The sequence below is a fragment of the Leptolyngbya sp. CALU 1928 genome (genome assembly GCF_056784215.1).
In genome coordinates this window covers 224,609-248,996 of the sequence record NZ_JBXBCE010000018.1, presented here as the reverse complement: position 1 = coordinate 248,996, position 24,388 = coordinate 224,609, and the positions used below count along the sequence as shown (strand labels likewise).

Annotated in this window: 20 protein-coding genes; 13 read left to right on the top strand and 7 right to left on the bottom strand. The window is 47.0% G+C overall.

Annotation, left to right across the window (positions count from 1 at the left end; all coding sequences use genetic code 11):
• Positions 1-27: 27 nt before the first annotated feature.
• From AC1S5B_RS23900 to AC1S5B_RS23890, 3 genes are all read left to right on the top strand, one after another.
• Entirely contained in the window at positions 28-2,367 is a 2,340-nt protein-coding gene (locus AC1S5B_RS23900) for a GumC family protein (protein ID WP_482038164.1), read from the top strand.
• A 228-nt stretch (positions 2,368-2,595) separates the two neighbouring features.
• Entirely contained in the window at positions 2,596-3,729 is a 1,134-nt protein-coding gene (locus tag AC1S5B_RS23895) for a glycosyltransferase family 2 protein (protein WP_482038163.1), read from the top strand.
• Positions 3,730-4,017: 288 nt separating this feature from the next.
• The gene (locus AC1S5B_RS23890) at positions 4,018-5,040 is read left to right on the top strand and encodes a TonB family protein (protein ID WP_482038162.1); all 1,023 of its coding nucleotides are present in this window, start codon (positions 4,018-4,020) and stop codon (positions 5,038-5,040) included.
• Between the two features lie 139 nt (positions 5,041-5,179).
• Here AC1S5B_RS23890 and AC1S5B_RS23885 read toward each other — a convergent pair whose 3' ends face one another.
• The 3 genes from AC1S5B_RS23885 to AC1S5B_RS23875 all read right to left on the bottom strand — a co-directional run bounded on the left by AC1S5B_RS23885 (position 5,180) and on the right by AC1S5B_RS23875 (position 8,312).
• The gene (locus tag AC1S5B_RS23885) at positions 5,180-6,613 is read right to left on the bottom strand and encodes a GAF domain-containing sensor histidine kinase (RefSeq protein WP_482038161.1); all 1,434 of its coding nucleotides are present in this window, start codon (positions 6,611-6,613) and stop codon (positions 5,180-5,182) included.
• A 322-nt stretch (positions 6,614-6,935) separates the two neighbouring features.
• A complete protein-coding gene (locus AC1S5B_RS23880; protein ID WP_482038160.1) occupies positions 6,936-7,688 on the bottom strand; it encodes a GUN4 N-terminal ARM-like repeat domain-containing protein in 753 nt (250 codons plus the stop codon).
• A 132-nt stretch (positions 7,689-7,820) separates the two neighbouring features.
• On the bottom strand, positions 7,821-8,312 hold the full coding sequence (locus AC1S5B_RS23875; RefSeq protein WP_482038159.1) for an adenylyltransferase/cytidyltransferase family protein: 492 nt from the start codon (positions 8,310-8,312) through the stop codon (positions 7,821-7,823).
• A 200-nt stretch (positions 8,313-8,512) separates the two neighbouring features.
• Between AC1S5B_RS23875 and AC1S5B_RS23870 the strand changes: the two genes are divergently transcribed.
• The 4 genes from AC1S5B_RS23870 (at position 8,513) to AC1S5B_RS23855 (ending at position 14,411) form a co-directional block, all read left to right on the top strand.
• Positions 8,513-9,847, top strand: coding sequence for a class I SAM-dependent methyltransferase (locus AC1S5B_RS23870; protein ID WP_482038158.1), 1,335 nt, complete (start codon positions 8,513-8,515; stop codon positions 9,845-9,847).
• Between the two features lie 63 nt (positions 9,848-9,910).
• Entirely contained in the window at positions 9,911-11,245 is a 1,335-nt protein-coding gene (locus tag AC1S5B_RS23865) for a class I SAM-dependent methyltransferase (protein ID WP_482038157.1), read from the top strand.
• Between the two features lie 124 nt (positions 11,246-11,369).
• Positions 11,370-11,921: a type IV pilin-like G/H family protein gene (locus AC1S5B_RS23860; RefSeq protein WP_482038156.1), complete on the top strand. Its 552-nt coding sequence runs from the start codon at positions 11,370-11,372 to the stop codon at positions 11,919-11,921.
• A 306-nt stretch (positions 11,922-12,227) separates the two neighbouring features.
• The gene (locus AC1S5B_RS23855; RefSeq protein ID WP_482038155.1) at positions 12,228-14,411 is read left to right on the top strand and encodes an O-linked N-acetylglucosamine transferase, SPINDLY family protein; all 2,184 of its coding nucleotides are present in this window, start codon (positions 12,228-12,230) and stop codon (positions 14,409-14,411) included.
• On the opposite strand, the gene AC1S5B_RS23850 is transcribed toward AC1S5B_RS23855, so the two are convergent.
• Together AC1S5B_RS23850 and AC1S5B_RS23845 are read right to left on the bottom strand one after the other, a co-directional pair.
• Positions 14,408-15,406, bottom strand: a complete 999-nt coding sequence (locus AC1S5B_RS23850; protein WP_482038154.1) for an FkbM family methyltransferase — start codon at positions 15,404-15,406, stop codon at positions 14,408-14,410. The genes AC1S5B_RS23855 and AC1S5B_RS23850 overlap by 4 nt on opposite strands.
• 42 nt (positions 15,407-15,448) lie before the next feature.
• Entirely contained in the window at positions 15,449-17,005 is a 1,557-nt protein-coding gene (locus tag AC1S5B_RS23845) for an FkbM family methyltransferase (RefSeq protein WP_482038153.1), read from the bottom strand.
• Between the two features lie 167 nt (positions 17,006-17,172).
• Here AC1S5B_RS23845 and AC1S5B_RS23840 point away from each other — a divergent pair, with 167 nt between their 5' ends.
• The 3 genes from AC1S5B_RS23840 (at position 17,173) to purE (ending at position 18,882) form a co-directional block, all read left to right on the top strand.
• A complete protein-coding gene (locus AC1S5B_RS23840; RefSeq protein ID WP_482038152.1) occupies positions 17,173-17,772 on the top strand; it encodes a biotin transporter BioY in 600 nt (199 codons plus the stop codon).
• 97 nt (positions 17,773-17,869) lie between these two features.
• Positions 17,870-18,358, top strand: coding sequence for a signal peptidase II (lspA, locus tag AC1S5B_RS23835; protein ID WP_482038151.1), 489 nt, complete (start codon positions 17,870-17,872; stop codon positions 18,356-18,358).
• The gene (purE, locus tag AC1S5B_RS23830; protein WP_482038150.1) at positions 18,355-18,882 is read left to right on the top strand and encodes a 5-(carboxyamino)imidazole ribonucleotide mutase; all 528 of its coding nucleotides are present in this window, start codon (positions 18,355-18,357) and stop codon (positions 18,880-18,882) included. The genes lspA and purE overlap by 4 nt, the downstream gene beginning before the upstream one ends.
• A gap of 67 nt (positions 18,883-18,949) precedes the next feature.
• Here the strand turns inward: purE and AC1S5B_RS23825 are convergent, their stop codons facing one another.
• Entirely contained in the window at positions 18,950-19,960 is a 1,011-nt protein-coding gene (locus tag AC1S5B_RS23825; protein ID WP_482038149.1) for a tetratricopeptide repeat protein, read from the bottom strand.
• Between the two features lie 404 nt (positions 19,961-20,364).
• On the opposite strand from AC1S5B_RS23825, the gene metG reads away from it, so the two are divergent.
• The 3 genes from metG to lptC all read left to right on the top strand — a co-directional run bounded on the left by metG (position 20,365) and on the right by lptC (position 24,143).
• Entirely contained in the window at positions 20,365-21,960 is a 1,596-nt protein-coding gene (gene metG / locus AC1S5B_RS23820) for a methionine--tRNA ligase (RefSeq protein ID WP_482038148.1), read from the top strand.
• A gap of 76 nt (positions 21,961-22,036) precedes the next feature.
• Entirely contained in the window at positions 22,037-22,648 is a 612-nt protein-coding gene (locus AC1S5B_RS23815) for a LabA-like NYN domain-containing protein (RefSeq protein WP_482038147.1), read from the top strand.
• 325 nt (positions 22,649-22,973) lie between these two features.
• Positions 22,974-24,143: an LPS export ABC transporter periplasmic protein LptC gene (lptC, locus tag AC1S5B_RS23810; protein ID WP_482038146.1), complete on the top strand. Its 1,170-nt coding sequence runs from the start codon at positions 22,974-22,976 to the stop codon at positions 24,141-24,143.
• Here lptC and AC1S5B_RS23805 read toward each other — a convergent pair.
• Entirely contained in the window at positions 24,140-24,304 is a 165-nt protein-coding gene (locus tag AC1S5B_RS23805; protein WP_482038145.1) for a hypothetical protein, read from the bottom strand. The genes lptC and AC1S5B_RS23805 overlap by 4 nt on opposite strands.
• Positions 24,305-24,388: the final 84 nt, after the last annotated feature.

The following is a 24,388-nucleotide window of genomic DNA, read 5'->3' as shown; positions in this document are numbered from 1 at the left end:
CTTAATCGACTGTAGGTGAGGTACCCCATGCAAGCCGGACAAAATGCACAGAATCTAACTTTCAACGGGCAAAACCATTTGGAAGAGGTTCAGTCTACTCCCAGCAATTTGGGCGGAGAAGCTAATGATCCTAAGCCTAAAAGCGGTGGCTCTAAGGTGCAACCTTTGGTGGGGGCTATTTGGCGAAACCTTCCAATTGTTCTAGGGTTGACCCTGCTGGGGGGCGCTGGAGGCTGGGCAATGTCTAGAACATTTCCGCTAATTTACGAAGGCAACTTTGTTGTTTTAGTTGAGCCAATTACTTCACAAGGGCGCTTGTCAGATCCCTCTGCAATTTCACGGGCACAGGTTCAACAAGACAATAACGCCAGTGGTATTGACTATCCAACCTTATTGCAAGTTTTGCAAAGTCCTGACAGACTCTCTAAGATTGCCAGAAGCATTCAAAGTCGATATCCTGAAGTGACAGCCGACACCTTGGCTAGAGATTTAAGGAATCAAGATTTCTCAGTAGCTCGGATCGGCACCAATCTGCTCGACTCTACCCGAACAATCGAAGTTGGGTATAGGGGGTCTAGTCCAGAAAAAGTTCGTTTTGTCCTTGACCAAATCTCTCAAGGCTATCTCAAATTTAGTCTTGACGATCGCAAAGTGCGAACTGAAGCTGGCGTAGAGTTCATTGAACAGCAACTTCCAACCTTGCAACAACGAGTCACGGGGTTGGAAAGTCAAATGCAGGCTCTTAAACAGCGGTATCGATTAACCGATCCAGTGCTTGAGAGTAACCAAGTGTCAGATCAATTGAAAGGTGTCAATGACAAAAAATTGGAAGCCGACACGCTTTTACGAGAGCAAACAACCCTATATTCAGTCTTGCAGAAGCAACTTGGTTTTACTCCACAGCAGGCATTAGGAGCCGCGACCCTTAGCCAAGATCCTCGCTATCAAGACTTGCTGACGGAGCTTAAAAAAGTAGAGGGAGTCATTGCAATTAAACTTGCTCGATTCAATGAAGACAGTCCTACTATTAGAAGCCTGCGTAATCAGCAAAGAAATTTGAAGCAGCTAGTTGCTCAAGAGTCTCAACAGAATCTGAGTGCGTCCTCGCCTGGAGTTTCAGAGACTCCTCAGATCTTAGCGTTTCAAGATCCAGTACGGTTGGATATGATTAAGCAACTGGTTCAGTCTGCTAATTTAAGTCAATCGCTGCAAGCGCGCGTACAAGAAACGGCTCGAAATAAAGCAGCTTTAGAGAGCCGACTCAATCAGCTTCCTGCTATCACTCGACAATACAATACGTTGCAGCAGCAATTAGATATTGCGACTAAGACATTAAATCAGTTCTTGTTACAGCGTGAGACGTTGCGAGTTGAAGCGGCTCAAAAGGAAGTTCCTTGGGAAATTATTGCTCAACCCAAACTAGTCACGGATCTCAAAGGTAAGCCGATCGCCTCACGCGGTAAAAAGGCACAGCCCATGATTCCAGGGGGGTTGGCTTTTGGTGCATTTCTGGGTGTCGCTGCTGCTTTGCTTAGAGAGAAAATCCGCAATCAGTTTGTAACTGTGGCCGACTTACAAAATGCCATACCGTTCCCTCTGTTTGGAATGATTCCAAGCCAAAAAACGGGGCTAAGTCCAGCAGCCGACATCAAGCCAAAAAGTGCTGACTCATTTAGTGATTCATTTTGTTCGTTGTATACCAATCTACGATTTTTATGTAATCCACCTGTGCGATCGCTGGTGGTTAGTTCCGTAGAACTTGGAGACGGTAAAACAACAGTTGCTTTGAATCTTGCTTTAATGGCTGCAATGATGGGACAACGGGTTTTATTGGTAGATGCAAATTTTTACTTGCCTCAATTGCATATGCATTTTAACTTGCCGAATCAAACAGGCTTAATTGATGTCTTGCAACAACGGATTGATGTATCTGAAGCGATCGAGAAGATGCCTGGGGAAAGCAATCTGTCAATATTAACCGCAGGCTCTGCTCAACCTAGCGCTACTCGATTATTTGCTTCTAATGAAATGCAACGGTTAGTCAAGCGATTGCAAAGCAGCTATGACTTGGTGATTTATGACAGTCCATCTTTAGGCGCATCTACCGATAGCAATTTCTTAACGGCACAAACCGACGGACTATTGTTAGTAGTTAGCCTAAATAAAACTAAGCAGAGTCTTGTCAAAGAAGCCTTGCTTGGTCTAGAAAAATACCATTTACCAGTAATAGGTGTGGTGGCAAACCGGACTGGAAAGAGCAAATCTGCGCCTTATGCTGTACCCATTAGCGCTCAACAAACTCAGGCATCTGAAGCTCATCCAGCTTTTTTTGGCAAGCTCAAAGAATCGAGTGATGTAGTCCAGTAGGGTTGGAGTATTGGGAGTAAGGTCTTGACGAGAGAAGGGGTTGCCATCAAATAGCAAGCTGACGAGTTTTCTATCTGCTTTGTTAAAACGGAGATCAGGTTGCTAAATCATTTGTTAAATAGCTCTCAAAGGATAACGAACTTGATAACTAATGATTGGGGACTTTTGATAGTTGGAATCATCCTATTAGTGATTTCAATATTGCTGCTGATTCCAAGCTTAGTTCTAATGGTTGAATGTATCGCCGCGCTTTTTCCGCCAAGAGCGCTGCTTTGGCAAAATTCGCCGCGCCCTCGTATTGCGGTTTTAATTCCTGCTCATAATGAAGCCGTTGGTATTGGAGCAACCTTAGAAACCTTGGTAGGGCAAGTGACAAATTTGGATCAACTCGTGGTTGTGGCTGATAATTGCACGGATGAAACAGCCGCAGTTGCACGAGGAATGGGTGCGATCGCGATAGAGCGCTTTGATGAAACTCTTCGTGGTAAAGGATATGCGCTAGACTTTGGCATGAATTTTCTTGCTAATCATCCGCCTGATGTGGTGGTGGTGGTGGATGCCGATTGTATCGTTGCGCCCGGAGCCGTCGAACAAATTTCACGCTTGGCGATCGCTCGTAATCGTCCTGTCCAAGCAACCTATCTGCTCAACCAACCGGCTCAGCCCTCTCCAAAAGATGCTGTTTCGACGCTGGCATTCACCGTCAAAAATTTAGTTCGCCCGCTGGGGCTAGATCGGCTAGATTTGCCCTGCCCGCTAACGGGTGCAGGTATGGCATTTCCGTGGGACGTGATTCACAAAGTTTCTCTGGCGAGCGGCAATATTGTTGAAGACATGAATTTGGGACTGGATCTAGCGCTAGTAGGGCATCCACCAACTTTTTGTTATGAGGCGCGGGTGACCAGTGCTTTGCCCCAACAAGCCAGTGCTGCTAAAAGCCAACGAACCCGTTGGGAGCATGGACACCTACAAACTATTTTGACTCAAGTTCCTCGATTCCTCAAAGCAGGGTTTCAAAAACGGCGATTTTATCTGTTTGCGATCGCCCTTGATTTGCTGATTCCGCCCCTTTCTTTGCTGGTAATGCTGTGGGCATTGGCAATGGCTGTTGCGCTCGCTGCCACCCGCCTTGGGATCTCTAACACTCCTGCCGTTGTCTTAGGTAGTGCTGGAGTCATGATTCTAGTTGCGATTGTCTCTGCTTGGGCAAAGCATTGTCGAGCAGAAATCCCTGCAAAAGTGCTTTTAACCATCCCCCTTTACATTTTGTGGAAAATTCCTTTGTACTTTAGTTTTCTGTGGAAACCTCAAACGAAGTGGGTTCGGACAGAGCGAGACGGTAGTAACTCTTCTGGGTCTTGATTAAAGGGCTTACCAGATACAGGTTAAATAGATGGGCAGCTAGTATTTCCTGAGGGCGATCGCTTGTGCTGTAAATTAGGGTATGACCCATTATTAAACTGCGGCAACTTTTTGCGATCGCTTTCGTCTGAGTTCAAAGATAAATCTTAAAAATTCACTAAAAACCTATTCGCTAATTTTTATTCACTCTAATTTCTACGACTTTTGATTAAAATCAAGCTGGGAATCTATTTTCCACAGATCTATTTTTTACGGTGTCTCATTCCTTTTGCAACGGAACGCTGAGCTATGTCTTCTCCTTCATTACCCAAAAGCTTTCCATCCCTGTTTGATACAGAAAATAGAGCCAAGGCTGGGGCACTATTATTGCAACCGATGTCTCTGGCAGTTTTGGCATCTTTGGGAGTGCATGGGTTACTGTGGTTTGGCTTGCCGTTGATGTCTGCTTCAGAGCCAAAACAATCTGATACTCAGCAATCAGTGCCTCTGGTAGAGCTTAGCCCAGTGGAACAGGCTCGGTTACCTCAACTCTCTGATTCACCCCTCCTTGGGCTACCTAAACAGTCAGCCTTGCCTCAGCCTCAGTCCATCGCGCCTGATTCCCTAGCAATGGTTCCAATAAACCCTGAAACGCCTCAAGATTCAACATCGTATTACAGTGTGCCGTCTCAGCCTTCTGCTTCGACTATCATTCAGTATTCGGTTGCGCCACTGAGACAACGATCGCCTCAAAAAAGCAATAACGAAAACCCAAAAATTGAACCATCCTCCAAGGAAACAGACGCAGAAACTGAGCCAGTAGGAAAAGAGAATTCTGAGCCGCCCATCTCTTCAAAAGCAGAAGATTTATTACCGCCTAAGCAACAAGAGGATCAAGCCAAAATAGCGTTGCAGCAAAAGTTTGCCTACAATACGGCAAATACCTCACCAGAGGATTTTGACAGTAATGCTAAGTCCTTTAGTAAAGCGGCACAGGAGGTTTCTAAGGGAGACCTGAGCGAAGATTGGAAAAAGTTAGATGCGATGACTGCACCCTATCCTAAAGATGCTTGCCAGTTTAAATATGATGACAAAGCGATCGCGGGGGAAACTTGGGTTGGGGTGATTGTGCAGCCCGACGGCAAACTAGCGGCAAAACCAATCTTACTGAAATCGTCTGGCTTTAAGGGCTTAGATGAAGCTGCCGCAAAATTTATGACCCAACATCCTTTTGAAGCAGGAAAGCAATATCGCGGGTTCTATGTTCCGATTAAGTTTGAACTGAATAAAACAGATTGTGTTGCAGCAGATGAGATCGCTCCGACTTCATAAAATTTGGAAATTGAACCCGATATAGCTGTGAGATTTTCAGAAGAAATTTCTTGGGATTATTCTCAACTTTGGGCAGGGTAGGCACAAGACATGACTCTCACAGCCAGAAATCAACCGACCCAAACACTGCGTTAAAGCCTTATGCTTCCTCTGAATTAAGACTTTGAGGAATGGTGATGGTATATCGAAAACCGGTATCAGAGCCACTCTGGATAGTCACTTTGCCGCCATGCAATTCTACTAAATGCTGACTGAGTAATAAGCCTACATTTTTGCGCGGTGCGAGATCCATCGCTGCCTCGCTTTGTATTAGAACCCGATTTGCAGTTGTTGAGTGATCGGCGATCGCGGTAGTTGCTCTATCCAATCCCACAGTTGAGTCTGTGCCATTGCTGCTGGCTGTACTGACTGAAACAGATTGAGCATATAAATCTGCATAGGGCAATCCTTCTCCTAGCCATGGGTGAGATACCCAAACGGAAAGATTGAGGCTAGTGTTTTGTCGAGACACATGTAAGCGTACAAGGCTACCCGCTGTAGAACTTTGAATAATACTGAAGATGAGGTGATAAAGCATCTGGCGAACTTTTTCTTTATCCAGTAGCCAAATGCGACGACCCGGCTCCACGGTCAGGCGAACTTGTTGATCTCGTCGCTGGGCTACCTGTTCTAGAGTGATGATTGCCTGTTGGCAAAGCATTTCAATATCGACAGAGCTCAGGTTTAAGGTCTGATCAATCTCTTTTAAGTCAGATAATTCTACGATTTCATTCATCAGCGACAGTAAATACTGCCCGCTGTGATGAATGATGTCTAGGTACTCTTTCTGTTTAGTGGTCAAAGGTCCATAAAATTCACGGCTTAACACACTTGCCATGCCCATTACAGAAGTGAGCGGAGTGCGAAGCTCTTGGGCAAGCTGACCGAGTAGATCGACTTTAAGCTGATTAGTCAGGGAAAGATCGGCGGGTTGAGATGCATTTCCTAGGGCGATTGATCGCACCGATTGGGTTTCTGGCAAGAGCGATCGCTGGCGCTCAAACTCACTCATGCTCCAGCGTGCCATCAGTTGCAAAAATGCTACCTCTTGCTGGCTAAAGTTACGAGGCACCACATCCATTGCTGCTAAAGTCCCAATGCACTCGCCATCGCACGTCAGCAAAGGAACACCCAAATAGGCACGAATGCCATACTCATATACCAAAACACTGCTCGCAAAAACAGGCTGAGTCAGAGTATCGGTAATGATCAACGTTTGACCGCTATCGACTACATAAGCAGCAAAGGATTCTTGGCGACTGAGTTGGCGAGTCGTTGCCAGTTGATTCATTAACCCCAAAGTCGATAACCCTACTGCTGATTTAAACCGTTCTTGCACTGCGCTCATTAATCCCAATATGCAAATTGGCACATCAAGAGAGTGGGCGGCGGCTTGGGTAGCTTCTTCAAAAATTGGAATGCTATCGGTGTCTAATAACCCTAGCCGTTGGATGATGTGCGATCGCTGCTGCTCTCGTGCTGAAGCAGTTAATCCATCAAGGCGACAAAACAATCGATTCTCTTGGCTGCTCATGCCGACCCATAACTCCGTGTGCGTCCGTGTATCTCTGTAAAAAATTAAATTTTTCACTATACACAGCATTCCCTCACATTGAGAAGAGTGAACGCGAAAGAGACAGGGGAGAATACTGATTTTTTGCCTTTTATTAAGACAGTAGGCTGAGTAAAGGTAAGAAAGATTACTGATTACCCTCCCCCGTTTGGCTGAGCGCTCACACCTAAGCCCTCGCCCTCTCTTTATGGGAAAGAGAGCTAAAAGTGTTTAAAGATGCCATTCTTTCGGTGACAGGGTTGACAGGTTTGAGGTGAAAGCAATTAGTGTCTGGAGACCGCAGCTACTGGGACTGAGTCCAAGCGGGATGGGCTAACAGGGCTGAAATCATCCGAACCCCGCGAAGCTGATTTGAGAGGGGTAAATGTCCTTTAGGAGCCGTTAAATCCCAGGTGAATTCTTGCGGATAGCGAGTCCAGATATTGCCGTTTTTCCAACCAATTTTTGACCATAGCTTGATCCAATTCTTGCCCACGCTCAGCCAAATGTCGCGCTGAACAGAGAAGCCAAATTTGCCTTCGGAATGAACGAGCCATAACGCATTGAGCGTTTGTAGGTCGATCGCGGGGAACTGCTCAACTTCTGTAAAGTAAATCCAGTTGCGCTGCATAGCGGCGGCTCCCGCCAATTCGCACATTTTTTCGAGAGTGAGTTTATCGGCGGCTTGAAAATCTTGTTGAGCCAATAGCTTTTGCAATGGGCGGTAATCAATGCTGGTCTGCGATCGCAGCGGCACGATGCCTTCAGGAAAATGCGTTTGTAAAAAATCAGCACAAGCCGGAGATTCTGCCTGATACAAAGCCTGATACGCCTTCCCTGCCGCCAAATTGGATACTGTTCCCGTCACCAGTTCTTCTCGCTGCTCAAACAAAAATTCCATTAACACTGTCCAGCCAACCTCTCCTAGCTGATCTAGCGTTTGCATTTGAGACAGTTGAGCTTTTTCGGGTGCCGTTTTCAAGGTGGCTAGAAGTTCCAACGCGTCGGGCGATGTTGGCATAGAAGCGGTTGCAGGATCGGTGGAAGAACTATTCATTGAAAAGATCATTTCGAGCAGCTTTGATCAAAAACAGGGAGAAATCACGTTTGAAATTAAATAGGCAAGACTCCAAAAATCTTAAGCCAACCTCTATGCTATCTTGTGGTGATGATTTTTTGGATTGAATGCCTAACCAGCAGTGAGAATTTGGCGAATAATAGCAGAAGTGGAGCTTGGCACTTCAATTTGCACTAGCTGAATGATTCCCCCGTAGGCTTGCACGGCAGCGGCTTCGGGCAACGTGGCAATTTGGTAGTCGCCTCCTTTCACATAAATATCCGGCTGCAAAGCTTCAATCAATTGGGTGGCAGTCGGTTCCGAAAAAATAACGACTCCATCTACGGGCTTGAGCGCTGCCAAAACTTCTGCCCGTTGCAGTTCTGGCACGATCGGGCGGGGAGGCGCTCCGGCTGCCTGGGGTTTGATGCCTCGCACGGATGCATCGCTGTTTAAGCCAATCACCAGCGATCGCCCCAACAATTTAGCCGCCTGCAAATAGCGCACATGCCCTGCGTGCAGCAGATCAAAGCAGCCATTAGTCAACACCAGCGGTCGCCACTGCTGCGGATTCGCCGCGATCGCTTGCTGAAGTGCTTCAACTGTGTAGAGACTGGAAATCATTTGGTTACATTTAGAGTCATAGAGTATCGTGACAGAAATTGGGATTGCTAAGTAAGAGAACTAAATGTTGCTGATGTAAGCATGATTTCTGGCGGTAGGAATTAGATTTTGTGCCTACCCTGGTAGAACTCAAGGGGAACCACAAGGGATTCCCCCCTACAAATGCCATTCTCATCCATTGACTTTCAGGAATGTATCCTATGAACGAGCAGTCAGCCGAGCTATTTGAAAAAATCCGCCAACAATTTGATAGCGCCCCCTACCCCAGCACACCGCTTGAGCAAAATCCCCAGGATTCTCACGATTTACTGTATGCCCATAATTTAGTCACACCCCATTATCTCCGTAACCAAAGCCTAATCTCTACGGACGATAAAGTTATTTTGGATGCTGGATGTGGCACAGGCTTTAAATCCTTAGTATTGGCAACAGCAAACCCCGGAGCCAAAATTGTTGGCATTGATTTATCCAAAGAAGCCATTGACTTAGCAAAACAACGCTTACAGTTCTATGGGTTTGAAAATGCAGAGTTTATAGTTGCATCCATTGAAGCCTTGCCCAGCTTAGGCATGGAATTTGATTACATCAATTGCGATGAAGTTTTATATTTACTGCCCGACATTGCCAGTGGTTTGCAGGCGATGAAAGCCGCGCTTAAGCCAAACGGCATTATTCGAGCAAACCTTCACAGCGCCACGCAACGAGTTGACTTTTTTCGGGCACAACAAGTCTTCAAAATCATGGGGCTGATGGACTTTAACCCCGAAGAAATGGAGATTGAAATTGCCAGAGAAACCTTTGGGGCGTTGCAAGATTGGGTCAATCTGAAAGTTAAGGTTTGGCAAGATCCCGCCCATCGAAAGGCGGTGGAGTCAAAGGAATGGGTATTGATGAATTACCTGTTTCAGGGTGACAAAGGTTACACCATTGCCGACATATTTGCGGCATTGAGATCTGCCGACCTGGAATTTATCAGCATGGTGAACTGGCGAGATTGGGAAATCTTGGATTTGTTTAAAGATTCTGAAGATTTACCGATCTTTTGGGCAATGAGCCTGCCAGAGGTTTCTACTGAGCAGCGGTTGCAGTTATTTGAACTATTGCATCCTATGAGTCGCCTGCTAGATTTTTGGTGTGGTCATCCTGATCAGGCTAATTCTTTTACCCCGATCGCTGAGTGGTCAGAGGACGAGTGGAAAACTGCAAAAGTCCGCCTACATCCCCAACTGAAGAACTCGAAGCTGCATGAGGCATTGCTTGAAAGTATTGAAAAGCATCAACTATTTAGCTTAAGCGGCTATCTTCCAGGACAGGTAAATGCTGCTGTCACCTTAGAAAGCGCAGTGGCAGCAACTTTACTCCCGTTGTGGGATGAGCCACAGTCGATCGCGGCACTGATGGAGCGATCGCGCCAGATTCAACCGCTTAACCCAGCCACTTTAGAACCTCGCACCCCAACCGCAATCTTAAATGACGTGGTGGCGCTGATCACTCAGCTAGAAGTGTTTTTATATGTGCTTCTAGAAAAGCCCTGAAAAAGGGCGATCGCGAAGCAATGCCCTCCTCCTTAATTACCCTTTTCCTTAGAAATGTGACCTATGAACGAGCCGTCAGCCGAGCTATTAGAAAAAATCCGGCAGCAGTTTAATAGCACTCCTTATCTCAATGTGCCTATTGATCTAAGCCCCAAACATAACTCCAGCTTGCTATATGCCCAAAACTTGACAACTCCTTATTATGTGCGGAATCAAGCTTTGCCGATAACTGAAAATAGAGTCATTCTGGATGCCGGATGTGGCGCAGGGTTCAAATCATTAATCTTGGCAGAGGCAAATCCTGGTGCAAAGATTGTGGGGATTGACCTCTCTCAGGAGTCGGTTGATTTAGCCAAGCAGCGGCTCCAGTTTCACGGCTTTAAAGATGCAGAATTTATCGTTGCTTCCATAGAAGACTTACCGACCCTAGGCTTTACGTTTGATTACATTAACTGTGATGAAGTGTTGTACCTGTTGCCCGATGCAGCCAAAGGCTTGCAGGCAATGAAAGCGGTATTGAAGCCTGAAGGTATTATTCGAGCAAATTTACATAGCTCTGCTCAACGAGGCGATTGTCTTCGATCGCAGCAGCTTTTTAAACTCCTGGGCTTAATGAATGGCAATCCTGATGATTTAGAAGTTGGAATTGTCAGAGAAACATTTGAGTCATTGAAAAATGGAGTTGATTTAAAAGTAAAAGTTTGGCAAGCCGCGGCTCAGCGGGGCGATGTCGAGGAGAAAGACTGGATCTTGGTCAACTGTCTTCTTCAGGGAGATAAAGGCTATACCATTGCTGATTTGTTTGCCGCTTTGCGAGTGGCTGACCTGGAATTTATCAGCATGGTGAACTGGTATAACTGGGAGATCCTACATCTCTTTCAAGATTCGGAGAATCTGCCGCTTTTTTGGGCGATGAGCCTACCCGAAATTTCGATTGAACAACGGCTGCGACTGTTTGAGCTATTGCACCCTGCCAGTCGCCTTTTGGATTTTTGGTGTGGTCATCCAGGGCAAACCCGCACCTATGAGTCTGTTGCAGCATGGACAGAAGAAAAATGGCAAACAGTCAAAGTGCATTTGCATCCGCAGCTAAAAAACTCTCGACTTCATGAAGACTTGATCCAAAGCATTGATCAACATCAGCCTTTCAGTTTAGGGGGATATCTTCCGGGGCTGGTAAAGAATTCTGTGACCTTAGAAAGCACAGTCGCAGCAACTTTACTCCCGTTGTGGGATGAGCCACAGTCTATCGCGGCACTGGTGGAGCGATCGCGTCAGTTGCAGCCGTTAAATCCTGTCACACTAGAACCACGAGATCTAAAAGTAATCTTTGATGATTTAACAGCGCTGTTAACCAAGCTAGAAGTCTTTCTCTATGTCCTTTTGGAATCTAGCTAGACAGTAGAAATCCAGAAAAACAAAGAAAATCTGGGGCGATTGATATAAAAGTGCAGAAGGGTGGGTAACTTACGTTTATGGAGTTAGACACCGACCCCCGCGCCCTTAAAGGAGAAATCTCATCATGAATACCGAATTTAAAGCGAAGTTCCTCAACCACTTGAACCAACGTAAACAGAGCGACAAAGGCTTCACTCTGATTGAGTTGTTGGTTGTAATCATCATTATTGGTATTTTGGCTGCCATTGCCCTCCCTTCGTTCTTGAACCAAGCAAACAAAGCAAAGCAATCTGAAGCAAGGCAGTATGTAGGATCGCTGATGCGCTCTCAGCAAGCTTATTACCTCGAAAAAAGTACCTTCGCAACGAGCATTGATGCATTGGGCAAACCCATCGCCTCTCAAACTGAAAACTACAAATACCCGATGACTGTTCTGACCCCGAATACAACGACTGAAACAGTGATTATTGACGGTGAGTCGTTGAAGGCTGCGCTCAAGCCCTATGTAGGTGGTGTGGCGCTGTCTAAAGTGACGGCTACTAGCGAAGCCACCACTTCAGCCCTGCTATGCGAAAACAACGCGCCACTAATAGGAAAAGCAGCACCTCCTACTCAGGCAGGTATCACCTCTAGCCCCCAAGCATGTGCTGGTGGTACAACTCCACTTGGTAAGTAGTTTACTGTTATCAAGCTAAGTTCAGTCTCCGATTGCTGTTGAGGAGTGAGTAGAACATTCTACTCACTCCTCAGTGGTTTTGGTATCGTTTTACAAAGTCAACTGTTTTGGCACTGGAATGAATGCATAAGTCCGGTGACTTATGCAAGCCAATCGAAATTTGCCCCCTAACCCCCAATTCTGGGGGAGCCGGAGTTCAAAATCCCTCAGTTCTGTGGGGCTTAAGGGGGCGAGTACGTGAGTCCTAGGTAAGTATTGTGCGTTCACATCAATACAGCACTAATCAACGTGTTAGCCCGTAATCCTATGAATTGTCATATAGAAGCGTTTCAATCCCTAATAAATAAGGAATACGATCGAGCAATTTCACTCTATGACCAGGCAATAGTCGCAGAACCCAATGTGAAATCTCACTGTTGGTTTATGGGATTGGCACTATTGCTGCAAGGTCAAGAAACTGAAGCCCATCTTACCTGGCTGATGGCAATGGCAGACGGTGAACCAGAACAGATTGATGACTGGACTGGTGAACTGGTGCAGGTGCTAGAGGATGAGGCAATCCGTCAGACTGATTTAGAAGAAATAGAGGTAGCTTGGGCAATCCGGCAACATATTCGGGAGCTACACCCGCAAAATCTTAATAATTTACTTCAATCCCTGCTGCTTTCAATTCGCCTCAAAACATTTAGTCCAGAGGATTTGGCAACCTCTGGGCTACTTGAAGGCCTGCAGGATGAGCAAGCGAACGTTGATAGTTCGCTGTTGCTGCAAGCAGTGGAAGTTGTCCTCAGTCTACCTGTTCATCCCTTGATGGTGGATTTTACAGAGTTAGTGTTGCCCCATTGCAGTGAAAATCTACATCAGTTTGTCGAAGTAGTTTTGATTGGAGCGCTTAGGGTTGCCCATTTCAGCAAGCAGCCTCGTTTAGCGGCTCACTTGGCAGAGTTTTGTTTGAGGGCACAGCCAGATAATGTAGAAATTTTGTTTGAATTAGCGCCTTTTTATCAAAAAGCTCAGCAGTACGATCAAGGGATTGCAACAGCGAGACAATCTATAGCCCTAACAACTCAGTTGCCTGATCGGGCTTTTGCCAGCTATTTGCTTTTGCGGGGTTTGATGACTGCCGGGGGGTATTGGGAAGAAGCAGTTTCTGTATTGACTCAGCACGAGGCATTGCTATTGCAGTTGATTTCGGAGTGCCCTGTCCCGTTAGATTTGGTTCGCAATTCGCGATTGCATGTGGTCAGCTATTTCTTTGCTTATTTCCGTGATGAACCAATAGGGAATCGCTGGGTGCAAAGCCAACTGCTTGAAATATGCAGGGCAAATATGCAGTTGCATAATCAGCAGGCGTTTGAGCGCTATCAACAGCGAAATTTGGTGGCGCGATCGCAGCCTAGTCCGCAGCGACTCAAGCTTGGTTATATTTGCCATTGTTTCTATGAACACTCAGTAGGCTGGCTGGCGCGATGGCTGATTCGGCACCACGATCGCGATCGGTTTGAAGTCCATCTTTTCTTTTTGAACTACCAAGAAATGAATGATGTAGTGCAGCAGGAATACTTGCAACTGGCAGATTATGTCCATACCTTTGGGGCTGATCGAATTGAGATTGCCGATTGCATTGCCGATACCAATATTGACATTTTGATCGATTTGGACAGCATTACCTTAGACGTAACCTGCGGTGTCATGAGCCTGAAACCTGCGCCCATTCAAGTGACCTGGTTAGGGTGGGATGCGTCTGGTATTTCTACAATTGATTACTTTATTGCCGATCCTTACGTGCTGCCAGAAGCGGCGCAAGAGTACTACACCGAAAAAATCTGGCGCTTACCCGAAACCTATATTGCTGTGGATGGGTTTGAGGTCGGAGTGCCCACCTTACGGCGCGATCAGTTGGGTATTCCCGCCGATGCCGTGGTTTACCTGAGCGCTCAACGGGGCTATAAGCGCCACCGCGATACGGCACAACTGCAACTGAAAATTTTGAAAGCAGTGCCCAATAGTTATTTTCTAATTAAAGGATTAGCCGATCAAGATGCCGTTAAAGCATTTTTTACCCAACTGGCAGAAGAAGCCGGAGTAGAGCGCGATCGCCTGATCTTTTTGCCAGATGTGCCCTCGGAAACTATTCACCGGGCAAATTTGGCGATCGCGGATGTCGTCCTAGATACTTTTCCCTACAATGGTGCCACCACAACCCTCGAAACCCTGTGGATGGGCATTCCCCTCGTCACTCGTGTGGGTCAACAGTTTGCCGCTCGTAACAGCTACACCATGCTCAAAAATGTGGGCGTAGAAGAAGGCATCGCTTGGACTGACGAAGAATATGTCGAGTGGGGAATTCGCTTAGGAACTGATGCCGCCCTACGCCAACAGATTCATGAAAAACTACGGCGATCGCGTCAAACTTCGCCCCTGTGGAATGCCAAACAATTTACCCGCGAAATGGAACGCGCCTACGAGCAAATGTGGGCAAATCGCTAAGAGCGCGGTAGAAAACTAGCGATCGGCTGGGTCAGAAAAGGCTGCAATCTGGCAACGGTTGGTAAAGACTCTAGACCTGCCTGTACTAATTCAGGAACCTTAGCAAAATTGCTGATTAATATATCTGCAAAGTTGAATCGGCGATCGCTTTTGCCATAGGTCACAGTCAGGAATTCCAAGAGTTCAATCTCATAATCTGTAAAATCTAGAACATCCGCAATGCAGGCAAGTTTGAAGAGTTGTTCTGGTTGTTTAAAGCAATCTGGGCAACTGTCCTGAAGCGGATCGCGCAAGTAAATTGCATCTGCCCACAACACCTGTCCTGGATGGCGAGTGGAGAACAGACTAGAGCGAAAACGCCGCGCCATCGGTTCCAATTCAAATAAGACAAATCCCTTTTTCCTCAAGTAGCTATCCACATCGGCGAACAAGGGTTGATTGAGGTATAGCTCAGAAAATTCCACCTCAATTTGAATGGCAAACACGCTGCGATCGAGCAAGTTATCAGCCCCTTCTAAAACTTGCAAATCGGCTCCTTGGACATCAATTTGCAAAAAGTCAATTTCTGCAATGGTTTCTTCCTGACAAATTGTATCTAACGTAGTCGTTTCTATTTCAATCGAAAAGTCCGATCCTGCCATTTCTGGTAGGTCAAGAAAGCGATTTAGAAAAGGATCATTAGGCGGGTAAAGCGAACTACAAATGGGGCTGTTTGTGACATATAAAGTTGCCTCACCAATTTTATTTGCCAAGGCATAGGGGAAATGCTTTTCCTTCCAGCTTACCTGTCTCGCCTCAATATCAGCATTGGCAAACTCGCAGGCATCAGCATCCGCATCGAAGCCATAAATCGTCAGGTTTGGCGCAAACAATTCCCAATCTTGACTGCCATAATCATTCGCATCACTGAGCTTACGTGAACCAACGCTACAAATAGTCATAGGCATTGACTTGAGATAGTTCTTTTCTTTTAATTCAGGCAACAAAAAAGTCATATCAATTTTCCGATAAGGAGGAAACAATAATGAGGCGATTTCTTAAGCAGGAAGGGCGATAATATTGAGATTGCCTTGGAGTTCTGTGAGGGAATCCAAAGGAATTAGCTGTTTTACAAATGGCTGATAGCGAAATAATTGATAGCCATTTGCGATGAGGAATTCTGCAACAGGCAAGTTGCTGCCCTGACTTCCCGCAATATTTTCATAGAGGATGATGGGCGTATGGGCTTTAAGGAGGCGATCGCTGCCTTTTAACACCTGCAACTCATGCCCTTCTGCATCAATTTTGAGTAAATCAACCCGCTGCAAGCCTTCTCGCTCCATCAGAGTATCCAATGTGAAACAGGGAACGGCTTCGGTCGCGATCTCAGACGCATCTGCTTCAGTCATCACTTGATTCATTTCACTAGCGCTGTGGAGCGCAAGATGGGCAGTTCCATTGCGATCGCTCGCGGCACCCCGACAAACAGTCACCCAGTCCAATTGATTGACGCGGCGGGTTTCTGTCAAACACTCTACACAGCCAGAAAAGGGTTCCACTGCCAGCACTCGCCCCGTCACGCCGACCCGCTGTGCGGCGCTGAAGGTATACACGCCCACATTTGCACCCACATCAATCACCGTCATTCCTAGTTCAGCCTGATCGCGCCAAAACTCCATCTCTGCCTCAAACCAATCGCCTGATGCCAATAGCACACCCGTAACCACACTGCGAAAGCTTGGTTCCACCGCCAGCGCCAAGGTTTGCTCAAACGGAACGTAGGTGAACGGGTTAGAACTTGGCAAAGTAAGCCATTGCCACTCTGGTGTAGAGTCTGATTTGACATTTTGCGCTGTATCTTGCCAGTAACTTGCTTGTTCTGGCTGCTCCAAATCTTGGTATGCCAGATAAAGCGCTTGCAAAAATAAGGGATTGTTAGGCTGCTGCTGTTGGGCACGATGGAGAAATAGCGCCCCTTCCCAGCGACCGTTCATCAGGCTAGAAATGCCGAGTTTGTGCTGTAGGAAGGCTGATTGGGGAAATAGGGCGATCGCCAATTGCAAAAAGCGTAGCCCAACTGCGTTATAGAACACAAACTGCGTCTGCTGCAATATTTCTACCAGCAGCCGCAAACTTTGGTCAACGCTGTGAGTAGGGTTTAATAGGTCGCTTAGTAACTCGTGACGCGCGTTGGGTTGGGCATACCATTGCAGGGGCAAGTAAACTAAACCAAGAGGACTAACGCTATTGGTATGAAAAGATTGCAAGCTAGCCATAAAGCTAGAAAACGATCGCTGAATGGCTTCGTCTCCGTTCCCTAAAAGGCTTTGGATGATTGCTAGATGAGCCACACAGAGAAGATTCGTTGCGGCACCTTCGCTCAAAGCCGCGATCGCCAATTCTAGGTACATTTCACGAGTCACGCGATCGGGGCTATTCTCTGCCTCAATTAATGCCAGCACCGCATAATTGTTCAACTCTAGCGCTGACTGAGGCTCCTCCCAGCTAGTAGCTTCCAGCATTAGGTGAACATGAGCCACTGTTTCCTGAGGTAGCTCAAGACCGCTGCATTGAAGATATTGCCAATAGGAAGTGGTGTAGGATAAAGGTGCCATTCAAAGACTCTATGGATGCCGAACCTAATGAGTTTGCCCAAGGATCGAGCATTCAAATCGATTGCTTATATTTCATCACATTCTGCTAAAACTCGCTTCATTTTTGCCGAATGTGACATTATTAAAGCCGCATCTCGTTCAAAGAACGAAGCACCGCTTGCATTGTAATGGTTGATCGTTTCACTGTGTCTATTCCGACCGAATTATTATGGGCGCTGATTGGCTTACTGCTGACGATCGCAGGTACTTTTCTGCCCGCGTCAGTAGCGGTTCCTAGTCGCGATTGGGGACACCAAGCCATTCAAATGCACGCTTTGGGCATTACTTACCAGTTTGGGGCGGGTTTGCTGGTGGGTTGTGTCGCGGGTAAAAATCCGGCAACCTTGTCTCAAGTCGCTTACGTGCTATTGGGGCTAACGCCGTGGTTTCCTATTTTTTCAAAGGGCGGTGGCTTGGGATATCTAGCAGAACCTAGTTTTGGCTACATTTTGGGATTTATCCCCGGTGCCTGGATTTGCGGCTATTTAGCATTCAAAGCTGTTCCAAAGTTAGAGATACTCCTCATTAGCTGCTTAGCAGGATTACTGAGTATTCACATCACTGGATTACTGTATCTGGGGGGATTGAGACTGTTGGGGGTGGTCAACTCGGTAGACTTTACCCGGTTGTTGCTAAAATTTTCGGTGGAGGCATTGCCAGGTCAGCTTGCTGTCGTTTGTGCAGTGACGATTTTGGCGTATGGATTGCGCCGTTTGCTGTTTTACTAAAACTCAAGACCTCTCTCAATAAAAGCTCTAGCTTCCCGCTACCTTAAAACTTGCTTATTATGCGATCGCTCTTTCTCGACCTTGTTTAAATAATTCAATGTTTTCTAAAAATCGCTTTTTTTGGTTGGCGGCTTTAGTGGGCTTAGTGCTCGATCGCTTGAGTAAGTTTTGGGTCGTCTACACCTTTCCCCTTACCGATCCACCACAAACGTGGGCGCTGATCCCTAATGTGTTTCATTTTACTTACGTGGTCAATACCGGGGCAGCCTTCAGCTTTTTTTCCCAAGGGGTGGGGTGGCTGCGCTGGCTGTCTCTGGGCGTGAGCGTGGGGCTGCTGCTGCTGGCGTGGTTTGGTCCAACGCTGAGCAAGTGGGAGCAGGCTGGCTACGGGTTCATTTTGTCGGGAGCGTTAGGCAATGGCATTGATCGCTTCATCCTGGGTCAGGTTGTTGATTTTTTAGACTTTCGCCTCATCCGATTTCCGGTGTTTAATCTAGCAGATGCTTTTATCAACGTGGGCATCGTCTGCCTGTTAATCAGCAGTTTTGCTCAACCCTCCAATACCAATAGGGATAAATCCTCTTGATAACTATCAACCCGCCTTTAATCGGCATTATCATGGGCAGCGATTCAGATTTGCCGACGATGCAAGCCGCGATCGCGGTCTGTGCCGAATTTGGAGTACCCCACGAAGTGGCGATCATCTCTGCCCATCGCACCCCAGAACAGATGGTAAATTATGCCCAAACTGCCCATCAGCGCGGCTTAAAGGTGATCATCGCGGGCGCGGGAGGAGCCGCTCACTTGCCCGGAATGGTTGCCGCGCTCACGCCGTTGCCTGTGATTGGCGTTCCTGTCGCCAGTCGCCATTTGCAGGGTATCGATTCTCTCTACTCAATTGTACAAATGCCTGCGGGAATTCCAGTGGCTACAGTAGCGATCGGCAATGCCAAAAATGCCGGATTACTCGCTGTGCAAATGCTGGCAATTTATGACCCGGTCTTACTCGAAAAAGTCCAGCAGTATCGCCAAAGCCTAGAGCAAATGGTGATGGGGAAGCAGGCGAAGCTAGAACAGGTGGGGGTTGAGCAGTATTTGGAGGAGATGTAGAGCAGGTTTCAGGTTTCAGGTACCGGGGGGAAAGATTAGAAGAAACTCCGAACTCAAAACTCCGCCCTCACCCTTGGCTGGCTTCTAACCGTTTTACTAACACGGCTCGATTTTGTTGGGCTTTGGTGTCATTGGGATTAATTTCGAGGACTTTATCAAAGCAGGCGATCGCGTCTCGCAACTTTCCCAGACTCACCATTACCCCACCTCGATTGTTCCAAGCTCGGTGATCATCGGGGCGCAGTTCTAACGCTTTGTCGTAGCTGGTGATGGAGTCTTCTGGGCGGTTTAGATTTTTTAGCGCCACGCCTCGGTTAAACCAGGCTTCGTAGGAAGCGGGATTGAGGTCTAAAACTTGATCGTAGCTGGCGATCGCTCCCTCAAAATCACCTAACTTCATCTGAGAACCACCCTGACCATACCAAGCCTCCCAATGGGTGGGTCGAAAGGAGATCACTTTTTGATAGCCATTGAGGGCTGCTTGAAAATGTCCTACCTGCTTCTGCCCATTTGCCCAACGAAACCACAAGTCGCCATCATCCTCTCGTTGCTCTAAGGCTTTGCCATAGCTGACAAGGGCAGCCTCCCAATCTCCCAATTCTTTGAGGGCATCTCCTCGAAAAACGAGCGCTTCGTAATAGCTAGGGTGCAGCTTTAAGGCAGTATTAAAATGCTGAATCGCCCCTTCATATCGATGAGTGGCATAGAGACAGTATCCTTGGCAAAACCAGATATCTTCGGAATCTGGCTGGCGTTCTAAAGCGGTACGAAAATACCCGATCGCCGCTTCATACTGCTGGGTAGCATAGAGCGCTAATCCTAAGCTATGGTGAGCCGTTTCTATATCCGGCTGCAACGCTAATGCCGCTTGATACCCCTGAATCGCGGTGTCGTATTGCCCTAAAGAAAATGCTGCCCAGCCAAGATGGGAGTGCAACACTGCATCCGTGGGATTTAGCTGAATGGCTTGATCAAAGCAGGCGATCGCGTCTGCATAATTGCCTTGTTGGGTCAACTCTAATCCCTGCTGGAAAGCATTCCCCGCACCAGCCACATCAAGTTGAATTGTCTGACTCATGGGACGACCTCTCTGCTTCCATAATCTCTGTCTGCTGCACCCAGAATACCCAGATTTGTAGACTGGATGACACTAACTGAAAAATACTCCGTAGAGCCACTGGAATATCAGGCTGTTCCATTAGACTTCCATGAAGCCATATCCGAAGAAAGTAGTTTGTAAGAAATACCTAGTTAATTTAAGGTTTGCTTCAGCCGTTCAACTTAGCTTTACGGTTAGAATTGTGTAGCATCAGTCTCGCTTGTGCACCACACTTTAGTATTACTTATCTATGGCATAAAGATTGCTAATTACCACTAGCAGCTACTTTCAAAAAAAGTCATGGGCTTTCAAAAAAGTCGTGATGTTGTTGTTTACTCCTCTTTCAACATTCATATCTGAGGAGTAAAGATTTAAATAAATTTATGAGTTCTAAACCTATCAATAGCCATCAATTTGTCATTACAACGCCGCTTTACTATGTAAATGCGCGCCCTCATGTCGGTAGTGCTTATCCGACGATCGCGGCTGATGTGCTTGCCCGTTTTCAGCGATTGCGGGGAAATTCTGTGCTGTTTATCACTGGCACCGACGAACATGGTCAAAAAATTCAGCGCACTGCTGAAGGCTTGGGACGCGATCCCCAAGCTCATTGTGACCAGATTGTGGCAGAATTTCAGGCTCTATGGAAACTGCTAGACATTCAGTTTGATCGCTTTATTCGCACCACCGATCCCCGTCATGAAGTGATTGTCAAAGAGTTCTTTCAGCGGGTTTGGGATCAGGGGGATATCTACCTGAGCCAGCAAACAGGCTGGTATTGTGTCGCCTGTGAAGAGTTCAAGGAAGAGCGCGAACTGCTGGATCATCACCGTTGTGCGATTCATCCCACGATTGAAGCAGAATGGCGCGACGAGCAAAACTACTTTTTTCGCTTGTCAAAATACCAAGATCAGCTTGAACAGCTTTATCGCGATCGCCCCGATTTTATCCAGCCAGATACTCGCCGTAATGAAGTCATTAGCTTCGTTAGCCAGGGATTACAAGATTTTTCGATTTCCCGTGTCAACTTGGACTGGGGCATCCCCGTTCCGCCTGATCCTACCCACACCCTTTACGTTTGGTTTGATGCCCTGCTTGGCTACGTGACTGCCTTGCTGGAACCAGACGATGAGCCGAGCTTGGACAATGCGCTAGCCCGTTGGTGGCCCGTTAATTTACACCTGATTGGCAAAGATATTTTGCGGTTTCACGCCATATATTGGCCTGCCATGCTAATGTCTGCGGGGCTTGCTCTGCCCGATCGCATCTTTGGACATGGCTACCTCACCAAGGATGGACAAAAAATGGGTAAAACGCTGGGTAACGTTCTAGACCCGTTTGCGATTGTGGAACGCTATGGATCGGATGCGGTTCGATATTATTTCTTAAAGGAAATTGAGTTTGGGCGAGATGGCGATTTTAACGAAACGCGCTTTATCAATATCCTCAATGCTGAACTCGCGAATGATTTGGGCAATTTGCTCAACCGTACCCTCAAAATGGCGCAAAAATACTGTCAGGGTTTGGTGCCTAGCCCATGGGTAGACTCAAACAACGATAATCCTCTTGCCCTTTTGGGGACTCCCTTAGGCGATCGCGTCACTTGTGCTTATGAAACACTTGCCTTTAGTGAAGCCTGTGATGCCATCTTGGCGTTAGTGCGATCGGGCAATAAGTTCATTGACGACAAAGCTCCCTGGACTTTATACAAACAGGGAAACCAACCTGCCGTTGAACAGGTCATATATACCGTGTTGGAATCCGTTAGGCTAGCAGCTTATCTGCTGTCGCCCATTATCCCAAACATTAGCAACGCCATTTACCAGCAGTTGGGTTTCTCAATAAACTTTACTCACCAACAAACTGAGTCTGCTCCCTTTGCGATTCATTCGACTTGGGGAATACTTCCTATAGGACAACCCTTAGGCGATCCGCAGCCCATATTTCAACGTCTAGAGCTTTTAGAACCTGTTTCTTAGCGATTAAAACAACTGAATAAATCGCCGCAAAATTTCATTCTCATAACTAATTTTCATAAAAAAGAGGCAATACGCCATGCTAGATAACACTTCCAATTTTGAAATGAGTGAATCTGTTTTCACACCCCAGCAAGTCTTAGAAAATCGGGGACGAGTTGCTATTTTTATTGATGGCTCCAACCTCTTTTATGCCGCTTTGCAGCTAGGGATAGAAATTGATTACACCAAGCTGCTATGTCGGTTAACAGGGGGATCGCGACTGCTGCGATCGTTCTTTTATACCGGAGTCGATCGCACCAACGAAAAGCAACAGGGTTTCTTGCTATGGATGCGGCGCAACGGCTATCGGGTGATTTCCAAAGATTTAGTGCAGTTGCCGGATGGCTCCAAAAAAGCCAATTTAGACGTAGAAATTGCGGTAGATATGATCTCGTTGGTGGGATCGTATGATACGGCTGTTCTAGTTAGCGGTGATGGAGATCTTGCCTATGCCGTGAATGCTGTGAGCTATCGGGGGGTGCGCGTTGAAGTGGTCAGCCTGCGGGCAATGACGAGCGATAGCTTGATCAATGTTGCCGATCGCTATATTGACCTGGATGGAATTAAAGAAGATATCCAAAAAAATCCTAGAAGCTATACCTATCGTCCGCTGTCGGGTATTGGTTTAGTAGACGGCGACCTGGAATAAAGCCAGTGCGGTATCAGCCGAAAGCCTACAATGGAGCGTAGTGCTTGATCCCCGTGAACTTTTCTTGGATTATTAGAGTCTTTGGATTGTAGAGTCTAGTGGATCTCCTCGGCGAATCATTTGCCCTCACTCTAAATCCCTTTCCCAATCTGGGAGAGGGACTTTGAAATCGGTTCCCCTTCTCCCAAATTTGGCAGTCCAAAGGGCTTGCATGGCAGGGGCTAGGGGATGTAGCTTGCTTCCCGCAGGGCGGGCTGTTTTTGTATTCAGGCAAGAGGTCTAATGACTAAATTTGCTCACGCTGGGTCTACTTAGGAGTTTGCCTGTGTCGTTCTTTTTATTTTCCTCTCAGCGATGGGCACGGCTTGCCCTTGTGCTTCTGATTGGGGGATTGCCCTTTGGGGCGATCGCCTGTGGTGGGCAAAGCCAAACTGAAAAACAGCTTGCTCAGGAAGCCAAAAACTTTGAGAAGGAAAGTTTTGACACTGACTTAACCTTTGCTTTTGTCACCTTAGAAGAATTTGATCAAAAAGGGCGACTGTGGTGGAAGGTTAAGGCAAAAGAAGCAACCTATAGCAAAGATAAAAAAAATGCCCGGATTCAAGAGCCTAAAGGTGAATTTTTTCAAGATGGCAAGGCAATTCTGAGGGTGTCAGCCCAAAGTGGCGAGGTGCAACAAGACGGTCAGCGCATTTTTTTGCGGGGCAACATTCTGGCAACCGATCTGCGGGATGGGTTAGTGATTAAAGCGAATGAATTGGAATGGCGACCGAAAGAAGATTTAATCCTGGTGCGAAATAATATGACCGGGACGCGCCAAAAAATAGTGGCGACCGCAAAAAACGGTAAGTATCTAACCCGTGCCCGTCGATTAGATCTAGAGGGCAGTGTGATTGCCGCGTCGAAAGACCCTAGCTTTCAGGTGACCACCGATCGCTTGGCGTGGCTGGTGGAAAAACAAAAATTGGTGGGCGATCGCCCCCTGCAAATGCAGCGCTATGAAGGCAAAACGGTGACTGATCGCGCCAGCGCTTCTAGCGGTGAAATGGATATTAAGGCAGAAACCTTGACCCTCAAACAATCTGCTCAACTGAATATTGCCGACCCGCCGATCTTGGTTACTGGCAACCAAATTATTTGGAAAATTAAAGACCGGAAGATTGCTTCTGAGCAGCCCATCACCTTTTTTAATAGTAAAGATACGGTGACTCTGACGGGCAATCAAGGGGACTTAGATTTAACAACCAGAGACTTAAATCTGGTAGGAAATGTGAACGGTGGGGGCGGATCGCGCCAGTCGTCACTCAAATCCGATCGCCTGAAGTGGAATCTGACCAGCCAAGCGTTTGAAGCAGAAGGCAATGTGATCTATCGTCAGGCAAAACCGCCCATCAGTCTATCGGGTCCTAAAGCCAGCGGCACTCTCAAAGATCAGCAGGTGGTGGTCAGTGGCGGCGTGAATGGTGGCAGAGTCGTGACCCAGTTTGTCCCTTAAGGCTGAACTGGCAGCCGGAGCGAGAGAACTTGAGTGGGTTGCTGAGTCATCGTTGTGCTGATTGTCGCGCCAGTGGGGTTACCTAATCCAGCATAGGTAGAACCTACTACACTGAAAACCACTGTTGCGATCGCCGCTTCGATAATCAAAGTCCCTTTCATTGCAAAACCTCCAGCAGCATATCCATCTAAGGATCTATACAGTTGCCACCAGAGGTTTTATGCAAATTCTATGCCCAATCTAGT